Consider the following 17,202-nt stretch of genomic DNA (forward strand, 5'->3'; position numbering starts at 1 on the left):
AACCGTATCAGCGGTCACTCGGCAGCGTCGGAGGCGGTGGTCTCGTCCTCCGACTCGGGAAGCTCCTCGAAGAGCCCGGCGGGAGGGGTGACGATGACCCGTCCGGCCGCGACGTCGACGGTGGGGACGATGGCCTCGACGAACGGGACCATCACCTCGTCCGTGCTCCCGCCCGACGACGGCTTCACGATCAGGAGGTCATGCGCCGGCAGGTGCTCGACGCGGATCACGCGGCCGACGACGACCTCGTCCCGCACGACGTCCAGGCCGACGAGCTGGTGGTCGAACCAGGCGTTGTCCTCGGTCTCGTCCTCGTCCTGGTCCATCCAGAGGATGGCGCGGACGAGGCTCTCGGCGGCGGTGCGATCGTCCACGTCCTCGAAGAAGACGACGGGGTTGCCGTTCATCACGCGGTATTCGCGGACGACGATCTCCTTGCCGTGCCACGGAGATGCCTCTGGCACCTGCAACGTGAACGCGGCCCCGGGGACGAAGCGCCGCTCCGGATTGTCGGTGTAGAGCTCGAGCTTCAGCGCGCCCTTGAGCCCATGAGCCTTGACCAGGCGCCCGACGCGCAGCTGGTTACGGCCTTGGGTGCGGTCCTGCGACACCACGTCAGTCGTCCGCGACATCGACGCGGACACGACGCCCGTCGGCGAGTGCACTCACGAGGGTGCGCAGGGCCTTGGCCGTGCGGCCGCCGCGCCCGATCACGCGTCCACGGTCGTCGGGGTGCACACGCACCTCGAGCAGGTCGCCACGGGGCGACGAGGATTCGTGGATGCGCACATCTTCGGGGTGATCGACGATCCCCTTGACGATGTGTTCGAGCGCGGCGGCGAGCACGATGGATTACTCGGCGTCGGCGGCGGAAGCCTCAGCGGCCTCCGCGTCGGCGTCAGCGGCGGGGGCCTCCGCAGCGGGGGCCTCCTCCTTCTTCTCCGCCTTGGGCTTCACGACGGACTTCTTGGAGGCGTCGGCCTCGAAGGCGGCCTTCGGCTCGGCGACCTTGAGGGTGGACTTGGCGTCCTTGTCACCCTTGAAGGTGCCCCAGTCGCCCGTGATCTTGAGGATGGCGGTGACCTGCTCGGTCGGCTGCGCGCCGACGGAGAGCCAGTACTGCGCACGCTCGGAGTCGACCTCGATGAAGGAGGGCTCCTCCGTGGGGTGGTACTTGCCGATCTCCTCGATCACACGACCGTCGCGCTTGGTGCGCGAGTCGGCGACGACGATGCGGTAGTACGGCGCGCGGATCTTGCCCATGCGCTTGAGACGAATCTTGACAGCCACGATTCTCCTGAATGGTGTGGAAGGAAACGAACCGGTCGCCTGGAGCGTGGGGTGCACACCCGGCGGAAGCTCAAATGAGGAGGACGAGTGCTGGATAGAGGGTCGAGCACGTCGTCCGACCCTCTATTCTGCCAGATGCGCGCGCCGGGCGCGAAACCCGGCGACACGGCGTTGCGGAGTCGGCCCTGGGCCGTGTCAGACTGTCCCCGTGCAGCTCGACTTCGCCGCTTCGGCCCGCTCCACCGTCGGTCTCGAGTGGGAGATCATGCTCGCCGATCCCGAGACCGGTGATCTCGTCGGTCGCGCACCGGAGCTCCTCGCCGCGCTGGAGGCGGAGAGCGAGGACGAGCGCCACACCGTCACCGGCGAGCTGCTCACGAACACCATCGAGGTGACCAGCGGGATCGGCGATTCCGTCGCGCACGCCGTCGATGACATCGCGAACGCGATCGCGGCGGTGCGGTCGGCCACCGATCCGGCCGGTATCGAGCTGCTCTCCGCCGGAAGCCACCCCTTCGCCCAGTGGTACGACCAGTCGGTGACAGACAAGACCCGCTATCACAGCCTCATCGAGCGCACCCAGTGGTGGGGGCGCAACATGATGATCTGGGGCATCCACGTGCACGTGGGCGTCGACGAGCAGCGCAAGGTCTTCCCCATCATCAACGCGCTGTCGGCGTATCTTCCCCATCTCCAGGCCCTGTCGGCGTCCAGTCCGTTCTGGGCCGGGGAGCGCACGGGGTACGCCTCCAACCGCGCGCTCGTCTTCCAGCAGCTGCCGACGGCGGGCTTGCCCTGGCCGCTCCGGGACTGGTCGGAGTTCGAGCGGTACCTCGACGACATGGTCCGCACCGGTGTGATGGCCGACGCCACCGAGGTGCGCTGGGACATCCGCCCCGCTCCGCGCTGGGGCACGATCGAGGTCCGCGCGTGCGACGGCCTCTCGACGCTGTCCGAGATGGCCGCGGTCGCCGCGCTCGTGCAGGTCCTCGTCGAGCACTTCTCCCGACTTCTCGACGAAGGCGCGGCGCTGCCCGATCTTCCGGCCTGGTTCCACCGCGAGAACAAGTGGCGCGCGGCCCGATACGGTCTGGACGCGCGCGTCATCGTCGACACGATCGGCACGCAGCGCCCCGTTCGCGAGCACCTCACCGAGAAGATCGAGGAACTGGCCCCGGTCGCCGTCGAGCTCGGGTGCGTCCGGGAGTTCGGCAGCATCGCGTCGATCCTCGACGGAGGGGCGAGCTATGCGCGTCAGCTCGCGGTCGCCGACGCCACGGACGGCGATCTCCGCGCCGTGGTCCAGCACCTCATCCGGGAGTTCCGGACCGGACCGCAGTCGTCGATCGAAGGCGAGTGACGCGGACGCGACTCAGTCCTCGACGAGTCGACGTGCGAGACCCTCGTCGAGCACCACATCCGTGATCAGCTCGGCGGCGATCGCCGCCCGCAGACTCGCGAGCTTGGGCACACCCGAGACGACGCACACGCGGCGCGGCACCCTCCGGAGCCGGTCGAGTCCCGGCCCCGTCGCCCGCGCGTTGAGCCGGATGTCGCGCCAGGAGCCGTCGGCACGGAAGAAGACCGTCGCCACGTCACCGATCGCATGGTCCTCCCGCAGACTGCGGTAGTCCTCCCGCCCAAGGTAACCGCCGACGTAGACGCGGCTGGGCACCTCCGCCGCCGGAGACCCGAGGCTGAACACGGCGATGTCCATCTTCGCCTGCAGATCGAGCACGCGGCGGGTGCTGCGCTCGCGCCACATAGCCTCCCGGGTGGCGGGGTCGTCGAAGAATGCGGGCACGGGGAACTGCTGCACCTGCGCACCGAACGCGCTGCCGAAGCGCTGCAGGATGTCGCTGGAGTACTCCACACCGCTGGTCTGGGTGTTCCCGGCGCCGTTGAGCTGCACGAACGTCGTGTTGTGCGTCTCCTTCTGGGTGAGACCGCGACTGACCGCGCTGATCGTCGATCCCCACGCCACGCCGACGATCATGTTGGAGTCGACGAACTGGGACAGGAGGCGTCCTGCGGTCAGCGCCACGCGCTCCAGTCGCTCGACCTCGCTCACGATCTCCGCCATCGGCACGACGTGCGCCACCACGCGGTGCCGATCCCTGATGCGCTGCTCGAGCATTCCCAGACGCTCCAGGGGGGAGTTGATCCGGATGTCGACGAGGCCGCTCTCCCGCGCGAAGCTGAGCAACCGCGACACGGACGACCGGGAGGTGCCGAGCTCCTGCGCGATGACCTCCATGGTCTTGTCCTGCATGTAGTACAGCTGCGCGGCCGTGAGCGCGGCGATCAGCTTCCCGTCGCGCGACGGTGCTCCGGATCCCGCCATGATGACCTCCTCTCCCTCGATCCTTGCACATATGTGCAGCCAGCTTGCGCGCGGCGTCACGGAGGTCGATGCTGGTGGCAAGCAAGGAAGAGAGGGTCGATGATGATCGATTCCACCCACACGTCCCCGGAGCGGGACGCGGTCCGCGCGCTCCGGGAATCCGGGCGCACCAGCGTCCTCGTCATCGGCGGCGGCATCAACGGCATCTCGACGTTCCGTGATCTGGCCCTGCAGGGTGTGGACGTCGTCCTGGTCGAACGCGGCGACTTCGCCTCCGGTGCCTCCGCGGCCTCGAGCCACATGATCCACGGCGGCATCCGCTACCTCGAGAACGGCGAGTTCCGCCTCGTCCGGGAGTCGGTGGAAGAGCGCAACGGCCTGCTCAAGATCGCCCCGCACTACGTCAAGCCGCTGCAGACGACGATCCCGATCTACTCCACGTTCTCGGGGATCCTCTCCGCTCCCCTCCGGTTCCTCACGCACAAGAGCGGGAAGCCGAAGGAGCGCGGCGCCTTCCTCATCAAGGTCGGCCTCACCATCTACGACACGTTCTCCCGCGACGGCGGCACCGTGCCCCGCCACCGCTTCCTCGGACGCAAGAAGTCCCTTGCCGAGCTGCCGTCGATGGACCCGAAGATCAAGTACACGGCCACGTACTACGACGCCTCGATGCACGATCCGGAGCGCCTGGCGCTCGACGTGCTGCAGGACGGCCGCGCGAGCCACCCGGGTGCGGTGGCTCTCAACTACGTCGAGGCGATCGGCCGCGACGGCGAGCAGATCACCCTCCGTGATCGCGAGAGCGGCACCGAGTTCACCGTGACCGCGGATGTCGTCGTGAACGCCTCCGGCCCGTGGACCGACCTCACGAACGACGCGCTCGGCACCGACACCCATTTCATGGGCGGCACCAAGGGCTCGCACATCGTGCTCGACCACCCGGAGCTGCTCGAGGCGACGCGAGGTCGCGAGATCTTCTTCGAGCACTCCGACGGCCGTATCGTGCTGATCTACCCGCTCAAGGGGCGCGTCCTCGTGGGCACCACCGACATCGACGCCGACCCGCGCGAGGTGCCGGTGTGCACGGAGGAGGAGATCGACTACTTCTTCGACCTCATCCACCACGTGTTCCCGTCGATCTCGGTGACCCGCGAGCAGATCGTCTACAACTTCTCCGGCATCCGGCCGCTCCCCCGCCACGAGGACACCGCTCCCGGATTCGTCTCGCGCGACTACCGCGTCGAGGTCGACCGCAAGGGCGCCGTCCCGCTGGTGAGCCTCGTGGGCGGCAAGTGGACCACGTTCCGCGCCCTGGGAGAGTCGCTCTCCGACACCGTGCTCGGCCTCCTCGGCCGCACGCGCACCGTCTCCACGGCCGGACGCGCGATCGGCGGCGGACGCGAGTTCCCGCGCACCGAGAAGGCGAAGCGGATCTGGATCCAGGAGAACCTCGCCGGCGCCGGCGCTCGGGCCGATCAGCTCCTCGCCCGTTACGGCACCGGAGCGGCGGCCGTCTGGGCGTTCGTCGAGCAGGGGGACGACGCCCCCCTCGCCGGCGGCGACCTGTCGACCCGTGAGCTGGAGTGGATGGTCAACGAGGAGATGGTCGCCCGTCTCGAGGACGTCATCCTCCGCCGCACCAGCATCGCCTTCACCGGTGGAGCGCAGGCAGAAGTCCTCGACGAGATCGCCGACGCCCTGGCACCGCTCCTCGGATGGGACCGAGAGCGTCACGACGCCGAGGTGGAGCAGACGCGCCTGCTGCTGAACGAGCGACACGGACTCGACATCCCGTCCCGCACCCGCGGCTGACGGGGCCCCGACCACCGCGCCCTCCTCGCGGTGCTACCCCATAAGGGGTCGGGGCAGAGGGGCCCCGACCCGCAAGAAAGGTCAACGAAGACATGACTGACGTCAATCTCGGTCTCTACTTCCTCTCGGAGCTCGTCGGCACAGCGATGCTGGTCCTGCTCGGCTGCGGTGTGGTGGCGAACGTCGCTCTGGCGAAGAACAAGGGCTTCGGCGGCGGCTTCCTGATGGTCAACTGGGGATGGGGTCTCGCGGTGTTCGCGGGTGTGCTCGTCTCGGCGTACTCCGGTGCCATCCTGAACCCGGCCGTCGGTATCGGCCTCTGGGTGCAGAACCTGCTGGATCCCGCCAAGGGCATCGACTTCACGATGTTCCTCACCGCGACCGGGGCGGAACTCCTCGGCGCGATCATCGGTGCCATCGTCGTCTGGCTCGCCTACAAGCAGCACTTCGACCAGGAGCCGGAGGCCGCCAACAAGCTCGGCGTCTTCTCCACCGGCCCCGCCATCCGCTCGTACGGCTGGAACCTCGTCACGGAGATCATCGGCACCTTCGTCCTCGTCTTCGTCATCTTCGCGTTCGCGGACTACGGCGACATCGAGGTCGGCACGCCCGGTGGCCTCGGCCCGCTCACCGCTCTTCCGGTCGCCCTGCTGGTGGTCGCGATCGGTGCATCGCTCGGTGGTCCGACCGGATACGCCATCAACCCGGCGCGTGACCTCGGTCCCCGCATCGCCCACGCGATCCTCCCGATCCAGGGCAAGGGTTCCAGCGACTGGTCCTACTCGTGGGTGCCCGTCGTCGGTCCGCTCATCGGTGGTGTCATCGCCGCCCTCGCCGCCCCCGGCCTTCTCAGCCTCGCCGGCTGATCCCCCTCAACCGCTCGGGAATTCAAAGGAGAACACATGGCTGACTACATCATCGCGATCGACCAGGGCACCACGTCGAGCCGCGCGATCATCTTCGACAAGAAGGGCAGCATCGTCGCCACCGGTCAGAAGGAGCACGAGCAGATCCTTCCCAAGGCCGGCTGGGTCGAGCACGACGCCGCCGAGATCTGGCGCAATGTCCAGGAGGTGATCGGTCTGGCCCTCGGTCGCGCCGATCTCACCCGCCACGACATCGCCGCCGTGGGCATCACGAATCAGCGCGAGACCGCGGTCGTGTGGGACAAGACCACGGGCAAGCCGGTCTACAACGCCATCGTCTGGCAGGACACCCGCACGCAGGAGATCGTCAACCGCCTCGCGGGCGACGAGGGCGTCGACCGGTTCAAGTCGATCGTCGGGCTCCCCCTGGCGACGTACTTCTCCGGCACCAAGATCACCTGGATCCTGGAGAACGTCGAAGGCGCTCGCGAGAAGGCCGAGGCCGGAGACCTGCTCTTCGGCACGACCGACTCCTGGGTCCTGTGGAACCTCACGGGCGGCATCGATGGCGGCGTGCACGCGACCGACGTCACCAACGCCTCGCGCACGATGTTCATGGACCTCGAGACGCTGGAATGGCGCGACGACATCCTCGAGGCGTTCGGCGTGCCGCGCTCGATGATGCCGGAGATCCGCTCCTCCTCCGAGGTCTACGGCGCCGCCGAGAGCTCGTCGCTGCTGCGCGAGACACCGATCGCCGGCATCCTCGGCGACCAGCAGGCGGCGACATTCGGCCAGGCCGCGTTCCAGAAGGGCGAGAGCAAGAACACCTACGGCACGGGCTGCTTCCTCATCTTCAACACGGGCGAGGAGATCGTCCGCTCGAAGAACGGACTGCTCACCACCGTCGGCTACAAGCTCGGCGACCAGCCCACGCACTACGCGCTGGAGGGGTCGATCGCGGTCACCGGCTCGCTCATCCAGTGGCTGCGCGACCAGCTCGGCATCATCTCCTCCGCCCCTGAGGTCGAGGAGCTGGCCGAGAAGGTCGAGGACAACGGCGGCGTGTACATCGTCCCCGCGTTCTCGGGTCTCTTCGCCCCGTATTGGCGTCCGGACGCCCGTGGCGCGATCGTCGGCCTCACCCGCTACGCGAACAAGAACCACATCGCGCGCGCCGCCCTGGAGGCCGTGGCCTTCCAGACCCGTGACGTGCTCGACGCGGTCAACGCGGACGCCGGAGTGGACCTCAGCGAGCTCAAGGTCGACGGCGGCATGGTCGCCAACGACGCGCTCATGCAGTTCCAGGCCGACATCCTCGGTGTCCCGGTCGTGCGTCCGGTCGTGGCGGAGACCACGGCGCTCGGTGCGGCCTACGCGGCCGGTCTCGCGGTCGGCTTCTGGAGCGGTCTCGACGACCTGTCCGCGAACTGGCAGGAGGACCGCCGCTGGGAGCCCTCGCTCGACGCGGATGAGCGCGACCGTCAGCTGCGCCTGTGGCGCAAGGCCGTCACCAAGTCGATGGACTGGGTCGACGACGACGTGCGCTGATCACCGCATGACGAGGCGGGTCCGGGTTCTTCCCGGGCCCGCTTCGTCGTCTCCGGGCCGCCATCCGCCCGTTCACCTGCACGATCCGAATACGGTTGCCCACCCGTTCCGGCGGTTCCATCGTGCATCCGTTCTGGGGTCGTGCAGCCGGAACAGGGTCTCAGGAGGCTGCCGCGACGATGTCGAGGAACGCGCGCGCGGCGCTGCGCGGCGCCGCGGCGTCCCAGGCCAAGTGCTCGACACGGACCGGGCCATCCTGGACCGCCACCGTGTCGACGACCTCCCGGTACCCCCGCACCACCCCGGGCGCCAGCAGGGTGACGGCGAGGCCCGCAGCGACCAGACCGATCAGACTCGCGGCCGTGTCGGATTCGAAAGCCACATCACGCCGCACCCGCGCGGCCAGGAATGCCGCGTCGCTCTGCGCTCGCCCCGACGTGCCGGCGGGGAAGTCGGCGAACGCGGAGTCCGCGAGGTCGCTCAGCTGCACCTCCCTCGCCCGGCGCAGCTCATTCCCGCGGGGCACCACGGCCACCAGCGGTTCCCGGGACAGCGCGCGGGAGGCGACCCCCTCGGGCTCCACGCCCTCCCGGAGCCCGAGGAATGCGGCGTCAAGATCGCCCTGACGAATCGCCGCCACGAGCGCATCGCTGTTCCCCTCACGGAGCTCCACGCGGGCGGCTGGATGCGCGGCGCGATAGGCCACGAGGAGCGCCGGGACGTCGACAGCGCACACCGTGGGGATGACGCCCAGTCGCAACGTGCCCACCACCTTCCCGCTCGCCGCCGCCGCATCCTCCCGGGCCTGGTCTGCGGCGCGGACCGCCAGACGCGCGGGGCGGAGGAACGCCTCTCCGGCCTCGGTCGCGCGGACGCTGCGACTGGTGCGCGCGAACAGCCGCACGCCCAACTCGCGTTCGAGAGCGGCGACCTGGTGGCTGAGCGCCGACTGCGTGACATGACAGCGCTCCGCCGCGCGGGTGAACGAACCGGTGTCCGCCACAGCGACGACATACCGCAGGTGCTGGAGCTCCATCCACTCATGATCTCGCTTCATAGATCGTGTGACAAGAATGCGTTGGACTCATACCCCGGATGCGCGCACCCTGGAGACATGAACCGCCTCACCCTCACCCTCGTCACGGCTCTCGCCCCCGCGGCGTGGGGTACGACGTACCTGGTGACGACGGAGCTGCTCCCCGCCGGACATCCGCTCCTCGCCGGCCTCCTCCGCTCGCTTCCTGCGGGTCTCCTCGCGGTGCTGCTGGCCCGCCGTCTGCCGCACGGGTCCTGGTGGGGCAAGGTGCTCGTGCTCGGGGCCCTGAACATCGGCGCGTTCTTCCCGCTGCTGTTCCTTGCGGCCGAACGCCTCCCCGGTGGGGTTGCCGCCGCCGTCGCCGGAGCGCAGCCGCTGATCGTGCTAGGACTCGGAGCGCTCGTGCTCGGGGAACGTGTCCGACCGGTATCCGCCGCCGCCGCCGTCGCCGGGGCAGCGGGGGTCGCCCTCGTCGTCCTCGGCCCTGCCGCCGCGCTGGACTTCTGGGGCCTCGTCGCGGCTCTCGGCGGCGTGACCGCCACCGGCCTCGGGATGATCCTCACCAAGCGCTGGGGCCGCCCCTCCGGCGTCGGTCCCGTGGCCTACGCGGGGTGGCAGCTCACGGCGGGAGGGCTGTTGCTTCTCCCCCTCACCTTCGTTGTCGAGGGCCCGCCTCCTGCTCTCGACGCGGATGCGCTCCTCGGCTACCTCTGGCTCGCGACAGCGGGAGGGATCATCGCCTACACGCTCTGGTTCCGCGGTATCCAGCGCCTGCCCGTGATCGTGCCGGGCCTCCTCGCACTGCTCTCGCCGATCGTCGCGACGCTGCTCGGCGTGCTCATCGCCGGCGAGAGCTTCACCCCGGTCCAGGTGGCGGGCATCCTGATCACGCTCGCCGCCCTCGTCGGCGGGCAGTTCGCGGCGCGGCCGCGAGAGACGCAGACCACCGCGGTCGAGCAATCGGTCGCGCCGGTGGCGGTGCGCTGACTCCCGAGCCGCTCAGCCCTTGCCGAACAGCTTCTGGATCTCGGCGAGGTCGGCCTCCGACGGTGCCTCCGCTCCCCCGCCGAGGCCGAAGCCCGAGCCGGTGGGTGCCGTGGAAGCCGCGAGGCCGGCGTTCTCCGCAGCGCGCTTCGCCGGGTTGCCGGAGCGGGAGCGGTTTCCGCCGCCGCCCTTGCCCTTCTTGCCGCGCTTCGACGAGGCCCCGGGCTTGCCCATTCCGGGCACCGGACCCATGCCCGGGATGTTCGGCGTGCCGCCACGAGCGACGGTCTTCATCATCTTCGCGGCCTGCTCGAAGCGCTGCACGAGCTGGTTGACGTCGGTGACGGTCATGCCGGAGCCGCGCGCGATGCGCAGACGACGGGAACCGTTGAGGATCTTGGGGTTGCGACGCTCGACCGGCGTCATGGAGCGGATGATGGCCTCGGTGCGGTCGATCTCGCGCTCGTCGAAGTCCTCGAGCTGCTGCTTCATCTGCCCCATGCCCGGGAGCATCCCGAGCATCTTCTTCATCGAGCCCATCTTCTTCATCTGCTGAAGCTGCTCGAGGAAGTCCTCCAGGGTGAAGGCCTCGTTCGCGAGCTTCTCGGCGACCTTGCGCGCCTCGTCCTCGTCGAACGCCTGCTGCGCCTGCTCGATGAGGGTGAGGATGTCACCGAGGTCGAGGATGCGGCTGGCCATACGATCGGGGTGGAACGGCTCGAGGTCCTCCAGCCGCTCGCCCGTCGAGGCGAAGATGATCGGACGCCCCGTGACCGAGGCGACCGAGAGCGCCGCTCCGCCTCGGGCGTCGCCGTCGAGCTTCGAGAGGACGACGCCGGTGAAGTCCACTCCCTCCTGGAAGGCCTTAGCGGTGTTGACCGCGTCCTGACCGATCATCGCGTCGATGACGAAGAGCACCTCGTCCGGGTCGACGGCCTTGCGGATGTCGGCGGCCTGCTTCATGAGCTCGGCGTCGACGCCGAGGCGGCCGGCGGTGTCGATGATGACCACGTCGTGCTGCTGGCGGCGGGCGTGCTCGACGCCGTCGCGCGACACCTTGACGGGATCGCCGACGCCGTTGCCCGGCTCGGGCGCGTACACCGTGGCTCCGGCCTGCTCGGCGACCACCTGGAGCTGGTTCACCGCGTTCGGGCGCTGGAGGTCGGCGGCGACGAGCAGAGGCGTGTGCCCTTCTCCTTCGAGCTGCTTGGCCAGCTTTCCGGCGAACGTCGTCTTTCCCGAGCCCTGAAGGCCCGCGAGCATGATCACGGTCGGTGCGGTCTTGGCGAACTGCAGGCGCCGCTGCTCCCCGCCGAGGATCTGGACCAGCTCCTCGTTGACGATCTGCACCACCTGCTGCGCGGGGTTCAGCGCCTTGTTGACCTCGTCGCCGAGAGCGCGCTCGCGCACCTTGGCGGTGAAGTCCTTGACGACCGCGAGCGCGACGTCGGCGTCGAGCAGAGCACGACGGATCTCGCGCACCGTGCCGTCGACGTCGGCGGCGGTGAGCTTTCCCTTCGTGCGCAGGTTGCGGAAGGTGTCGGTGAGCCGATCGGAGAGCGTGCCAAAGGTAGCCATGGTGCCTACGATTCTACGCGAGCGGAGCCTCCACGCTCAGCGCGGCACGGAGCAGCGTCTTGGCCCGCTGGTGACGCCCCCGGACCGTGGACGCGGGGACCCCGAGCAGTGCGGCCGCATCGGTCAGGCTGAATCCGTCCCAGTGCACCAGGCGGATGACCTCCGCGAGGTCGGGATCCAGGCGGGCGATGGCGTCGCGCACCTCCGCGCCCCCGTCCGCCGGCGGTGCCTGCAGCCGGGATCCCTCTCCCTCTCCCCGCACCCGTTCGTGCAGGGCGCGCCGACGCCTCTCACTGCGGGCGTGGTTGAGCAGGGTCTTGCGAGCGACTCCGAACAGCCACATCCGCGCCCGTTCGGGGTCGTCGGGCAGATGCCGGACGCGCCGCCAGGCGACGACCATCGTCTCGCCGAGCAGGTCGCCGGCGTCATCCGCCCCGACCCGACGCGCGAGGTAGGCCAGGAGATCCGGGGCGCACGCCTCGAACGCGCCGATCAGCGCCGCGTCGTCGGCACGGCTGCTCACTCGCCGCTCCAGGCTTCGTCGTCGCAATGCACCTGGGAGTGGGAGTCGGCTCCGGGGATCGGACCGAACCCGTGCTCCTCGAGTTCGGCGTGGAGCGCCTCGTTCAACGCGCCCTCATGAGCCATCCAGGCGCGGGTGTCCGCCGCATTCTGATCCGTCGTCGGAACACCCGCGGCCTCGTCGCCCTGCTCGAGCATCCGCAGTTGGCCGTCCACGTAGGGCGCGGCCTCCGCCTCCACATCCGCCGAGGTGAACCATTGATCGATCACACGATCGACATCGGCCTGGATCAGCGGGCTGTGCGTGTCCAGGCGGCTGAAGCGGATCTCGCACTCTCCCCAGGTCGGCGCGGTGAACCGGTAGCTCCGCGCGGGATCCTCGAGGCCGTCGCCCCAGAGCCAGTCGGAGGAGGCGGTGGCCACCCCGGCGCCGCCCACCAGGACCACCGCCGTGACCGCGGCGATCACACCGCGCGACCGGAGGCGGGGCCGAGCGCGCCCACGGGACGCGTCGATCATCGCCCGCAGCTCGTGTCCAGCGAGGGCGGGGGTGGGCGGCGCCGAGCCGTCCAGCAGGTCGTCCAGCGGATCCGTGGTCATGGTGTCCTCCTCGTCAGGGATGCCTTCATCACTGACGTGTCCGGCCGACACCGATCCGTCCGCGCGTCACTCCCCCCAGGGCAGATCGTGCACGCGGGCGAGCGCCTCGCGGAGGACGGACTCGGGTGTGCCGCGGCCTGCCCCCTCCTCGGCCCAGACGCGCAGGGCGGACAGGACGGCGGCCGCCTGCGCCGCTCCCAGCACGTCCGCACGCATCACATCGATACCCGCCGCGCACGCCGCACGGGAGACCGCGGCGGCGAGGCGGGCCAGACGGACACCCGTCTCCCGCACCAGCTCCACCTCGAGCGCCATGGCCTCCGCATTCCGCAGCGCCAACGCCAACGGATCCGGGGCGAAATCGTCCACGATCCCCTGCAGGATCCCGCGCACCCGCGCCCCCGTGGCCTCGCGGCCGAGGTCGTCCAGCGCGGCGATCGCGACGCCGATGCGCTCGTCGATGCCGGACCACAGCACGTCGCTCTTCGACGTGAAGTAATTGAAGAAGCTCGACCGGCTGACCCCCGCCCGCTGGGTGATGTCGGCGATGGAGGTGGCCTCGTACCCGCGCTCCAGGAAGAGCTCGCAGGCGGCCTCGGCGAGGGTCTCGCGCGAGGAAGCCTTCGGGCGGCCGGCGCGACCAGTCCGGTTCATGACTTCACGGTACCGCGCGGGACGCCGCGGCCCGGACGAGGATGTATTGTTGGACGCAATCCATGTATTCGAGGGAAGCGACGACGCATGCTCGACATCCTCACTCCCGGCTTCATGCCGACCCCCGTCCCCTATGAAGAGGGCTGGGCCCTGCAGCGCCGCGTGCACGCGGACGTGGTCTCCGGCGCCCGCCCGGACACCCTCATCCTGCTCGAGCACGCGGCCGTGTACACCGCGGGGAAGCGCACGGAGGATCACGAGCGCCCCCAGGACGGGACCCCGGTCATCGACGTCGACCGGGGCGGGAAGATCACCTGGCATGGGCCGGGGCAACTCGTCGGCTACCCGATCTTCCGGCTGCCGGAGCCGATGGACGTGGTCGCGCACGTGCGGCGTCTGGAGCGGATCCTCATCGAGGTGCTGCGCCCGTTCGGGGTCGACGGTCACCAGGTCGAGGGGCGGAGCGGGGTGTGGGTGCGTCGACCGCTGTCGGAGGACAAGGTGGCCGCGATCGGTGTGCGCGTGCAGCAGGGCGTGACCATGCACGGCTTCGCCATCAACTGCGACAACAGCCTCGCACCCTTCCGCGACATCATCCCCTGCGGCATCACCGACGCCGGCGTGACCACGGTGAGCGAGGTGTCCGGCCGCGTGGTCGGCCCGCTCGACCTCGTCGACGCCGTGCAGGACGCCTTCCGCACCGCCCACGCACCCGACCTGACAGGAGTCCCGGCATGACCGCCGCACCCGAGGGGCGCAAGCTCCTCCGCCTCGAGATCCGCAACGCCGAGACCCCGATCGAGCGCAAGCCCGAGTGGATCAAGACCAAGGCCAAGATGGGGCCGGAGTACTCGGCGCTGCATTCCCTGGTGAAGAGCGAGGACCTGCACACTGTGTGCCAGGAGGCCGGCTGCCCGAACATCTACGAGTGCTGGGAAGACCGCGAGGCGACCTTCCTCATCGGCGGGTCGCAGTGCACGCGCCGCTGCGACTTCTGCCAGATCGACACCGGCAAGCCCGCCGACTACGACACCGACGAGCCACGACGCGTCGCCGAGAGCGTGCAGCGGATGAACCTCCGCTACGCGACCGTGACGAGCGTGGCCCGCGACGATCTCCCCGACACCGGAGCCTGGCTCAATGCCGAGACGGTGCGGAAGATCCACGAGCTCAACCCGAACACCGGAGTGGAGCTGCTGGCGAACGAGCACAACGCCGACCCCGCCTTCCTCGGCCAGATCTTCGATGCACGCCCCGAGGTGTTCGCGCACAACGTGGAGACCGTGCCCCGCATCTTCAAGCGCATCCGCCCCGCGTTCCGCTACGAGCGCTCGCTGAACGTGCTCACGCAGGCTCGCGATGCCGGACTCATCACGAAGTCGAACCTCATCCTCGGCATGGGCGAGGAGCCGGAGGAGGTCGTCCAGGCGCTGCAGGACCTCCACGACGCCGGCTGCGACATCATCACCATCACCCAGTACCTCCGCCCGACGCCGCGGCACCTTCCGGTCTCCCGGTGGGTGAAGCCCGCCGAGTTCGTCGAGTTCAAGGAGGAGGCGGAGCGGATCGGCTTCCTCGGGGTGCTCGCCGGTCCTCTCGTGCGCTCCTCGTACCGCGCCGGGCGGCTCTGGGCGCAGTCGATGACCTCGAAGGGACGGGAGATCCCCGCTCATCTCGCGCACATCGCGGACAGCGCCGACCTCGGGTTCGCGCAGGCCGTCTGACGGGCGGCGGTCAGTCGGCGCTCATCACCGACTGCACGCTGCCGTCGGAACCGAGGTTCACGAGCAGCACGTCGTCGGTGGCGCTGTCATCGAGCGCGTACTCCAGGACGACGAACGGCTCGGAGCCGCCGTGCTCGTCCGCGAGGATCGTCATGCTCATCAGGCGCAGCGACCGGATGATGTCCACGGCCGCGTCCCCGGACACGTCGATGAGGACGTCGGGGAGGTCGTCGCCGAACACCTCCTGCTGCTGCAGGATGTACTCGGTCACCTCACTCGTGCGGTCGTCCACCTCTGCGAGCATTCCGCGGCGCGCGGTCGCGTCCACGTTCTCCAGACCGGCGATGAGTCCGGCGGCGATGTCGAGGGCGTCGGCGGAGACGTCGTCCTGGTCCGGAGCCGTCAGGTCCACGGTCACGCTCTGGTCGCCGAGCTCGACCGTCTCCGACCAGAAGATCGAGCCGTCGGGGCCCGACGACAGCAGTCCGAAGTAGTCGTGTTCGATCGCCATAACGCTATGAAACCAGCCTGGTGCTCGGGGCGGAAGCCCTGTGTCAGCCGACCAGCGCCTGCACGAACACGTGCGGCGTGAAACCGGTCAGATCGTCGATGCCCTCGCCCTGTCCGAGGAGTTTGACCGGGATGCCCGTCCGCTCCTGCACGGCGAGCACGAAGCCGCCCTTGGCCGAGCCGTCGAGCTTGGTGAGCACGAGCCCCGTCACTCCCGCGTGCTGCAGGAAGGTCTCCGCCTGCATCACCCCGTTCTGCCCCGTCGTGGCGTCGAGGACGAGGAGCACCTCGCTGATCGGGGCCTGCTTCTCGACGACGCGGCGGATCTTGCCCAGCTCGTCCATGAGACCGCCCTTGGTGTGCAGCCGCCCCGCCGTGTCGATGATCGCGATCTCCATGCCCTCGCGCTTGGCGTATTCGACGGTCTGGAAGGCGACGGAGGCCGGGTCCTGCCCCTCCTGCTGCGGGCGGACGATCGCCGCTCCCCCGCGCTGGGCCCAGGTGGCGAGCTGGTCGACGGCGGCCGCACGGAAGGTGTCGGCAGCCCCCACCACCACGCTCCGCTGGTAGCCGCGAAGGAACTTCGTGAACTTCCCGATCGTCGTCGTCTTGCCCACGCCGTTCACACCCACGACGAGGACCACGGCGGGCCGCTCGGTGAGCTTCAGAGTGGTGTCGAACTTCGCGAAGTGCTCCTCCAGGGTCTCCCGCAGCATGCGCTGAAGGTCCTTGGGGTCGGTGGTGCGGTACTTCGCGACCTTGTCGCGCAGTTCTTCGACGATGCGCTCGCTGATGTCGGGGCCGAAGTCCGCCGTGATGAGCGCCGTCTCCAGGTCTTCCCACGTCGTCTCGTCGATGGTGGGCTTCACGAACATGCCGCGCAGCGCGCGACCGAGAGACCAGGACTTCTCTGCCATGCGTCCAGCCTACGGGTAGCATCCAGGGATGCACCGCGCGCCGCTCCCGCACCGGGTGTTCCTGCACGGTGCCGGGAGACGCGGCACCACCGCGTGGCCCTCGCAGGATCCGGAGTCGGGGACCTTCCTCAGCTTCCCTCAGGACTCGAACATCGAAGCGCAGGCGCGCTCTCTCGTCGAGGGAGAGCGTGACCGGACGCCGCTCGTGTTCGCGCACTCGATCGGCGCGGTGACCGCCGTCCGCGCCGTCGCCGACGGCCTGCGGTCTCCGGCCTTGTCCTCGTCGAGCCCGCCCTGTACGACATCGCCCGCGGTGAAGCTCCGATCGAGCGGCATATCGCGGTGGTGACGGAGGCACGGGCGAGGGTGAGGCAGGGCGACCTCTTCGGCTTCTGGTCCATCCTGCGCCCGCTCATGTTCGGAGGCCCGTCCGCCCGGGAGCGCTGGGAGGACGAGCGCGTGGTCGCGCAGCGGTGGGCGACCACGAACCTCCCCTGGGGTCACGGCATCCGGGAGCGTTGTCTCGCCGGCGTGCCGACCCTCGTGGTCACCGGCGGATGGAACGAGGAGTACGAGATCATCGCCAGCAGGCTCGTCGACGTCGGAGCCGACCACATGATGCTCCCCGGCTACGCTCACCGCCCCGCACGACCATCCCGACTTCCCGACTGTGATCACGGGCTTCGAACGCTCCCTCGCGATCTGACCCGGCCCCGTCCGTCCGGTCCCAGCGTCGGAGACCGCGGGCGACACGCCGGATCCGACCATCGACACGCCGGATGAGGGCCACGATCTCCGCAGTTGTGCCCGCCGA

20 protein-coding genes are annotated in these 17,202 nt (G+C 69.4%); 9 read left to right on the forward strand and 11 right to left on the reverse strand.

All coding sequences use genetic code 11. The features are described 5' to 3' along the window. Positions 1-14: 14 nt before the first annotated feature. From rimM to rpsP, 3 genes are read right to left on the reverse strand one after another with little or no spacing between them, the layout of a single operon-like run. Positions 15-632 carry a ribosome maturation factor RimM gene (gene rimM / locus AB0P08_RS08420; protein ID WP_363589314.1) on the reverse strand — a complete coding sequence of 206 codons (618 nt, stop codon included), beginning with the start codon at positions 630-632 and terminating at the stop codon, positions 15-17. Then, complete coding sequence (locus AB0P08_RS08425) at positions 616-846, reverse strand: RNA-binding protein (RefSeq protein WP_025103341.1); 231 nt, start codon at positions 844-846, stop codon at positions 616-618. Before AB0P08_RS08425 ends, rimM begins: the two co-directional genes overlap by 17 nt. Positions 847-852: 6 nt before the next feature. Then, on the reverse strand, positions 853-1,290 hold the full coding sequence (rpsP, locus tag AB0P08_RS08430) for a 30S ribosomal protein S16 (protein WP_363589316.1): 438 nt from the start codon (positions 1,288-1,290) through the stop codon (positions 853-855). Positions 1,291-1,498: 208 nt separating this feature from the next. Between rpsP and AB0P08_RS08435 the strand changes: the two genes are divergently transcribed. Then, on the forward strand, positions 1,499-2,650 hold the full coding sequence (locus tag AB0P08_RS08435; RefSeq protein ID WP_187663984.1) for a glutamate--cysteine ligase: 1,152 nt from the start codon (positions 1,499-1,501) through the stop codon (positions 2,648-2,650). Positions 2,651-2,662: 12 nt separating this feature from the next. On the opposite strand, the gene AB0P08_RS08440 is transcribed toward AB0P08_RS08435, so the two are convergent. Then, on the reverse strand, positions 2,663-3,634 hold the full coding sequence (locus AB0P08_RS08440) for a sugar-binding transcriptional regulator (protein WP_187663983.1): 972 nt from the start codon (positions 3,632-3,634) through the stop codon (positions 2,663-2,665). A 102-nt stretch (positions 3,635-3,736) separates the two neighbouring features. Between AB0P08_RS08440 and AB0P08_RS08445 the strand changes: the two genes are divergently transcribed. The 3 genes from AB0P08_RS08445 (at position 3,737) to glpK (ending at position 7,863) form a co-directional block, all read left to right on the forward strand. Then, positions 3,737-5,446: a glycerol-3-phosphate dehydrogenase/oxidase gene (locus AB0P08_RS08445; RefSeq protein ID WP_187663982.1), complete on the forward strand. Its 1,710-nt coding sequence runs from the start codon at positions 3,737-3,739 to the stop codon at positions 5,444-5,446. Positions 5,447-5,538: 92 nt separating this feature from the next. Further along, a complete protein-coding gene (locus tag AB0P08_RS08450) occupies positions 5,539-6,312 on the forward strand; it encodes an MIP/aquaporin family protein (protein WP_187663981.1) in 774 nt (257 codons plus the stop codon). A gap of 36 nt (positions 6,313-6,348) precedes the next feature. Next, on the forward strand, positions 6,349-7,863 hold the full coding sequence (gene glpK / locus AB0P08_RS08455; RefSeq protein WP_187663980.1) for a glycerol kinase GlpK: 1,515 nt from the start codon (positions 6,349-6,351) through the stop codon (positions 7,861-7,863). 160 nt (positions 7,864-8,023) lie between these two features. Here glpK and AB0P08_RS08460 read toward each other — a convergent pair whose 3' ends face one another. Further along, positions 8,024-8,899 (reverse strand): LysR family transcriptional regulator, encoded by an 876-nt coding sequence (locus AB0P08_RS08460; protein WP_363589318.1) that lies wholly within the window; start codon positions 8,897-8,899, stop codon positions 8,024-8,026. A 78-nt stretch (positions 8,900-8,977) separates the two neighbouring features. Between AB0P08_RS08460 and AB0P08_RS08465 the strand changes: the two genes are divergently transcribed. Next, a complete protein-coding gene (locus AB0P08_RS08465; RefSeq protein WP_363589320.1) occupies positions 8,978-9,886 on the forward strand; it encodes an EamA family transporter in 909 nt (302 codons plus the stop codon). Between the two features lie 12 nt (positions 9,887-9,898). Here the strand turns inward: AB0P08_RS08465 and ffh are convergent, their stop codons facing one another. From ffh to AB0P08_RS08485, 4 genes are all read right to left on the reverse strand, one after another. After that, positions 9,899-11,461 (reverse strand): signal recognition particle protein, encoded by a 1,563-nt coding sequence (gene ffh, locus AB0P08_RS08470; protein ID WP_187663977.1) that lies wholly within the window; start codon positions 11,459-11,461, stop codon positions 9,899-9,901. A 13-nt stretch (positions 11,462-11,474) separates the two neighbouring features. Further along, a complete protein-coding gene (locus AB0P08_RS08475; protein WP_363589321.1) occupies positions 11,475-11,984 on the reverse strand; it encodes an RNA polymerase sigma factor in 510 nt (169 codons plus the stop codon). Next, entirely contained in the window at positions 11,981-12,583 is a 603-nt protein-coding gene (locus AB0P08_RS08480; protein WP_363589323.1) for a hypothetical protein, read from the reverse strand. Before AB0P08_RS08480 ends, AB0P08_RS08475 begins: the two co-directional genes overlap by 4 nt. Before the next feature lie 66 nt (positions 12,584-12,649). After that, entirely contained in the window at positions 12,650-13,237 is a 588-nt protein-coding gene (locus AB0P08_RS08485) for a TetR/AcrR family transcriptional regulator (protein WP_292797627.1), read from the reverse strand. An 87-nt stretch (positions 13,238-13,324) separates the two neighbouring features. Here AB0P08_RS08485 and lipB point away from each other — a divergent pair, with 87 nt between their 5' ends. Both lipB and lipA read left to right on the forward strand, forming a co-directional pair. Next, entirely contained in the window at positions 13,325-13,975 is a 651-nt protein-coding gene (gene lipB / locus AB0P08_RS08490) for a lipoyl(octanoyl) transferase LipB (RefSeq protein WP_187663974.1), read from the forward strand. After that, positions 13,972-14,961 carry a lipoyl synthase gene (gene lipA, locus AB0P08_RS08495; protein ID WP_187663973.1) on the forward strand — a complete coding sequence of 330 codons (990 nt, stop codon included), beginning with the start codon at positions 13,972-13,974 and terminating at the stop codon, positions 14,959-14,961. The genes lipB and lipA overlap by 4 nt, the downstream gene beginning before the upstream one ends. A gap of 10 nt (positions 14,962-14,971) precedes the next feature. On the opposite strand, the gene AB0P08_RS08500 is transcribed toward lipA, so the two are convergent. Continuing rightward, positions 14,972-15,472, reverse strand: coding sequence for a DUF2004 domain-containing protein (locus AB0P08_RS08500; RefSeq protein ID WP_363589326.1), 501 nt, complete (start codon positions 15,470-15,472; stop codon positions 14,972-14,974). Between the two features lie 43 nt (positions 15,473-15,515). Further along, positions 15,516-16,388 carry a signal recognition particle-docking protein FtsY gene (ftsY, locus tag AB0P08_RS08505; RefSeq protein ID WP_025103328.1) on the reverse strand — a complete coding sequence of 291 codons (873 nt, stop codon included), beginning with the start codon at positions 16,386-16,388 and terminating at the stop codon, positions 15,516-15,518. Positions 16,389-16,416: 28 nt separating this feature from the next. Between ftsY and AB0P08_RS08510 the strand changes: the two genes are divergently transcribed. Then, positions 16,417-16,737: a hypothetical protein gene (locus AB0P08_RS08510; RefSeq protein ID WP_363589328.1), complete on the forward strand. Its 321-nt coding sequence runs from the start codon at positions 16,417-16,419 to the stop codon at positions 16,735-16,737. A 17-nt stretch (positions 16,738-16,754) separates the two neighbouring features. After that, the gene (locus tag AB0P08_RS08515) at positions 16,755-17,171 is read left to right on the forward strand and encodes a hypothetical protein (protein WP_363589330.1); all 417 of its coding nucleotides are present in this window, start codon (positions 16,755-16,757) and stop codon (positions 17,169-17,171) included. The last annotated feature ends 31 nt before the right edge of the window (positions 17,172-17,202 follow it).

It is taken from the genome of Microbacterium meiriae (assembly GCF_040686935.1).
Lineage (GTDB): Bacteria > Actinomycetota > Actinomycetes > Actinomycetales > Microbacteriaceae > Microbacterium > Microbacterium meiriae.

What these genes read in the sequence shown, in the direction of transcription:
- rimM (WP_363589314.1), bottom strand. Translation starts at nt 632, where the DNA reads ATGTCGCGGACGACTGACGTGGTGTCGCAGGACCGCACCCAAGGCCGT.
- AB0P08_RS08440 (WP_187663983.1), bottom strand. Translation starts at nt 3,634, where the DNA reads ATGGCGGGATCCGGAGCACCGTCGCGCGACGGGAAGCTGATCGCCGCG.
- AB0P08_RS08445 (WP_187663982.1), top strand. Translation starts at nt 3,737, where the DNA reads ATGATCGATTCCACCCACACGTCCCCGGAGCGGGACGCGGTCCGCGCG.
- AB0P08_RS08450 (WP_187663981.1), top strand. Translation starts at nt 5,539, where the DNA reads ATGACTGACGTCAATCTCGGTCTCTACTTCCTCTCGGAGCTCGTCGGC.
- glpK (WP_187663980.1), top strand. Translation starts at nt 6,349, where the DNA reads ATGGCTGACTACATCATCGCGATCGACCAGGGCACCACGTCGAGCCGC.
- AB0P08_RS08460 (WP_363589318.1), bottom strand. Translation starts at nt 8,899, where the DNA reads ATGGAGCTCCAGCACCTGCGGTATGTCGTCGCTGTGGCGGACACCGGT.
- AB0P08_RS08465 (WP_363589320.1), top strand. Translation starts at nt 8,978, where the DNA reads ATGAACCGCCTCACCCTCACCCTCGTCACGGCTCTCGCCCCCGCGGCG.
- ffh (WP_187663977.1), bottom strand. Translation starts at nt 11,461, where the DNA reads ATGGCTACCTTTGGCACGCTCTCCGATCGGCTCACCGACACCTTCCGC.
- AB0P08_RS08480 (WP_363589323.1), bottom strand. Translation starts at nt 12,583, where the DNA reads ATGACCACGGATCCGCTGGACGACCTGCTGGACGGCTCGGCGCCGCCC.
- AB0P08_RS08485 (WP_292797627.1), bottom strand. Translation starts at nt 13,237, where the DNA reads ATGAACCGGACTGGTCGCGCCGGCCGCCCGAAGGCTTCCTCGCGCGAG.
- lipB (WP_187663974.1), top strand. Translation starts at nt 13,325, where the DNA reads ATGCTCGACATCCTCACTCCCGGCTTCATGCCGACCCCCGTCCCCTAT.
- lipA (WP_187663973.1), top strand. Translation starts at nt 13,972, where the DNA reads ATGACCGCCGCACCCGAGGGGCGCAAGCTCCTCCGCCTCGAGATCCGC.
- AB0P08_RS08500 (WP_363589326.1), bottom strand. Translation starts at nt 15,472, where the DNA reads ATGGCGATCGAACACGACTACTTCGGACTGCTGTCGTCGGGCCCCGAC.
- ftsY (WP_025103328.1), bottom strand. Translation starts at nt 16,388, where the DNA reads ATGGCAGAGAAGTCCTGGTCTCTCGGTCGCGCGCTGCGCGGCATGTTC.
- AB0P08_RS08510 (WP_363589328.1), top strand. Translation starts at nt 16,417, where the DNA reads ATGCACCGCGCGCCGCTCCCGCACCGGGTGTTCCTGCACGGTGCCGGG.